The following is a 3,820-nucleotide window of genomic DNA, read 5'->3' as shown; positions in this document are numbered from 1 at the left end:
ACAGCCTACCTCTGACTGCCGCCAATCTTTGCAACAGAGCCGCTTGTTCTACGGCACGTTTGAAGGCGCGCTGAAAGGTCTGGTCATACATGTGATGGCGACGCACGACACCGCTCCGTGGATCGGTCGAATGCGTGTGCTGCGCAAAAACCCAGAACCACGGCCAGGAATGCCCGGCGCGCGGATACTTCCGCTCAAGGGCGTCGGGAAGCGCAACGCCGCTGCGGCCCTCGGCCTGGTCCTTCAGCCACCATGCCCGTGCACGCGACAGCTGCTCGCGCAGGCTGGGTGCCAAGCTCTCGGGTAACATCAAGGCCCGATCCTTGGAGCCCTTGCCCTCCCGCACGATGATCGTGCCGTGATCGAAATCCAGATCCTTGACCCGCAGTTGCAAACCCTCACTGATCCGCATGCCCGTTCCATACAGAAGCTGGGCGAACAAACGATGCTCGCCTTCCAGAAAACCGAGGATGCGAACCACTTCATCCGGGGTCAGCACCACCGGCAAGCGCCGCGACGGCCGAGGTCTTCCGATCTCCTGAAGCCAGGGCAGATCCGTGCACAGCACCTTGCCGTAGAAGAACAGCAAGGCCGCCAATGCCTGACGATGCGTGGAGACCGAAACCTTGCGCTCGTTCGCCAGCCAGGACAGAAATGCCTCGACTTCGCTGCTGCCCAAGGTTGCCGGGTGACGCACACCGTGGAAACGGATGAAGGCACGAACCCAGTGGACATAAGCCTGTTCGGTTCGTAAGCTGTAATGCAAGTAGCGTATGCGCTCACGCAACTGGTCCAGAACCTTGACCGAACGCAGCGGTGGTAACGGCGCAGTGGCGGTTTTCATGGCTTGTTATGACTGTTTTTTTGTACAGTCTATGCCTCGGGCATCCAAGCAGCAAGCGCGTTACGCCGTGGGTCGATGTTTGATGTTATGGAGCAGCAACGATGTTACGCAGCAGGGTGACGGTGTTCGGCATTCTGAATCTCACCGAGGACTCCTTCTTCGATGAGAGCCGGCGGCTAGACCCCGCCGGCGCTGTCACCGCGGCGATCGAAATGCTGCGAGTCGGATCAGACGTCGTGGATGTCGGACCGGCCGCCAGCCATCCGGACGCGAGGCCTGTATCGCCGGCCGATGAGATCAGACGTATTGCGCCGCTCTTAGACGCCCTGTCCGATCAGATGCACCGTGTTTCAATCGACAGCTTCCAACCGGAAACCCAGCGCTATGCGCTCAAGCGCGGCGTGGGCTACCTGAACGATATCCAAGGATTTCCTGACCCTGCGCTCTATCCCGATATTGCTGAGGCGGACTGCAGGCTGGTGGTTATGCACTCAGCGCAGCGGGATGGCATCGCCACCCGCACCGGTCACCTTCGACCCGAAGACGCGCTCGACGAGATTGTGCGGTTCTTCGAGGCGCGGGTTTCCGCCTTGCGACGGAGCGGGGTCGCTGCCGACCGGCTCATCCTCGATCCGGGGATGGGATTTTTCTTGAGCCCCGCACCGGAAACATCGCTGCACGTGCTGTCGAACCTTCAAAAGCTGAAGTCGGCGTTGGGGCTTCCGCTATTGGTCTCGGTGTCGCGGAAATCCTTCTTGGGCGCCACCGTTGGCCTTCCTGTAAAGGATCTGGGTCCAGCGAGCCTTGCGGCGGAACTTCACGCGATCGGCAATGGCGCTGACTACGTCCGCACCCACGCGCCTGGAGATCTGCGAAGCGCAATCACCTTCTCGGAAACCCTCGCGAAATTTCGCAGTCGCGACGCCAGAGACCGAGGGTTAGATCATGCCTAGCATTCACCTTCCGGCCGCCCGCTAGCGGACCCTGGTCAGGTTCCGCGAAGGTGGGCGCAGACATGCTGGGCTCGTCAGGATCAAACTGCACTATGAGGCGGCGGTTCATACCGCGCCAGGGGAGCGAATGGACAGCGAGGAGCCTCCGAACGTTCGGGTCGCCTGCTCGGGTGATATCGACGAGGTTGTGCGGCTGATGCACGACGCTGCGGCGTGGATGTCCGCCAAGGGAACGCCCGCCTGGGACGTCGCGCGGATCGACCGGACATTCGCGGAGACCTTCGTCCTGAGATCCGAGCTCCTAGTCGCGAGTTGCAGCGACGGCATCGTCGGCTGTTGCACCTTGTCGGCCGAGGATCCCGAGTTCTGGCCCGACGCCCTCAAGGGGGAGGCCGCATATCTGCACAAGCTCGCGGTGCGACGGACACATGCGGGCCGGGGTGTCAGCTCCGCGCTGATCGAGGCTTGCCGCCATGCCGCGCGAACGCAGGGGTGCGCCAAGCTGCGGCTCGACTGCCACCCGAACCTGCGTGGCCTATACGAGCGGCTCGGATTCACCCACGTCGACACTTTCAATCCCGGCTGGGATCCAACCTTCATCGCAGAACGCCTAGAACTCGAAATCTAACGTCCGTTCGGGCATCGAGGTCCATGTCGGGGTGGGACGGGCCCGTGGCTTCAAGATCACTTGCAGTCCGACCGCGATGTCTTGGTTGCGCGAGAGGTTGTCGATATCCTCCACTTCCATCATCAACCCTGGATAATGCCGCCGCCGTCATCGCCGCCGACGCCCGTGCCGGGCTTTTCGGGCCTGTCAGGCTTGCTCGGCCTTCAGCCTGCCTGGGCGAGATCTCCGGCGGACGGATTAACGGCGGAGCTTCGCCGCCTTTCGTGCGTGTGAAGGCCGAAGATAGTTCTCTCAAAAACATCCGTTTATGAGAGATACCAAATGTCATTTTCAGAAGACGACTGCACCAGTTGATTGGGCGTAATGGCTGTTGTGCAGCCGATTGTGTTGAAAAACCCGGCGCTGAGACAGGCGCTGGCGCGAGCATGAGGCCGCGCTGAGGCTTTGCCCCCGCTTAAGCGGGGGCTGGGGTGGCTGGCATCGGGATCAGCTTGGCCATCTTGCGAAGGTTTTGGGCGGTGGCGGCGAGCAGGAACTCGTCTCTTGCGCCGTTGGGACCTCGCAGGCGCAGGCGATCCATTCTGAGGATGCGCTTAAGGTGTGCGAACAGCATCTCGACCTTCTTGCGCTGGCGGCGCGAGACCAGATAAGCATCGGTTGTGGCGATATCGCGGGCGAGATCACGGGCGCCCTCGTGGACTGAGCGCAGGATTTTGCGTGCTGGCTGGGTCGGGCAACAGCGCGGCTTGAGAGCGCAGGCGTCACAGTCGAGCTTGCTGGCGCGGTAGCGCAGCATGCCGTCGGCATCGACCGACTGACGGGCATTGCTGTAGGCCCTCTGGCTCTGGCGCAGTCGCTTGCCAGCAGGGCAGGTATAGCTGTCATCGTCATGGTCGAAGGTGAAGGCCGAACGCTCGAAGGTATCATCGCGGCGGGCAGACTTGTCGAACACCGGGATGTGCGGCTCGATGCCGCGCTCCTCGACCAGCCATGACAGGTTCTTTGCATCGCCATATCCGGTGTCCCCCACAAGCCGCTCAGGCCACAGACCAAAGCGCTCCTGCGTCCGGTCGATCATGCGGCGCTGGGCAGTAACTTCGGCCTGGCGGATGGCGGTAGTCGCTTCGACATCGACGATAACCGCATGCTGAAGATCGATCAGATAGTTGGTGGCATAGGCAAAGAAGGCCCGCTCGCGGCTTGCCGCTGTCCACCGCGCAGCCGGATCAGCCACCGCCAACTGCTTGGGCGGCACCGGGGTTGCGCCCCCGAAGGCGGCATCATCGAGCACGGCCAGATACTCGCGAACGGCATGGCTGGTGGCCGGATCCGGAAGGCCATCTGCCTGATCCACGGCATGCTGGCGGTTCACATCGGCGCGCACGAGGCTGCCAT

Annotated in this window: 4 protein-coding genes; 2 read left to right on the top strand and 2 right to left on the bottom strand. The window is 62.2% G+C overall.

Annotated features, from left to right (window positions below; translation table 11 throughout):
* The coding region (intI1, locus tag CHU93_RS01630) for a class 1 integron integrase IntI1 (protein WP_094472467.1) at positions 1-844 on the bottom strand (844 nt) is incomplete at its 3' end.
* A 101-nt stretch (positions 845-945) separates the two neighbouring features.
* Between intI1 and sul1 the strand changes: the two genes are divergently transcribed.
* Positions 946-1,797 carry a sulfonamide-resistant dihydropteroate synthase Sul1 gene (gene sul1, locus CHU93_RS01625; protein WP_000946487.1) on the top strand — a complete coding sequence of 284 codons (852 nt, stop codon included), beginning with the start codon at positions 946-948 and terminating at the stop codon, positions 1,795-1,797.
* 127 nt (positions 1,798-1,924) lie between these two features.
* The gene (locus CHU93_RS01615) at positions 1,925-2,425 is read left to right on the top strand and encodes a GNAT family N-acetyltransferase (RefSeq protein WP_000376623.1); all 501 of its coding nucleotides are present in this window, start codon (positions 1,925-1,927) and stop codon (positions 2,423-2,425) included.
* Between the two features lie 454 nt (positions 2,426-2,879).
* Here CHU93_RS01615 and CHU93_RS01610 read toward each other — a convergent pair.
* A partial coding sequence (locus CHU93_RS01610) for a transposase (RefSeq protein WP_106408466.1) occupies positions 2,880-3,820 on the bottom strand: 941 nt, incomplete at its 5' end.

Source organism: Sandarakinorhabdus cyanobacteriorum (assembly GCF_002251755.1).
Classification (GTDB): domain Bacteria; phylum Pseudomonadota; class Alphaproteobacteria; order Sphingomonadales; family Sphingomonadaceae; genus Sandarakinorhabdus; species Sandarakinorhabdus cyanobacteriorum.
This window is presented reverse-complemented; position numbering and strand designations above follow the sequence as displayed.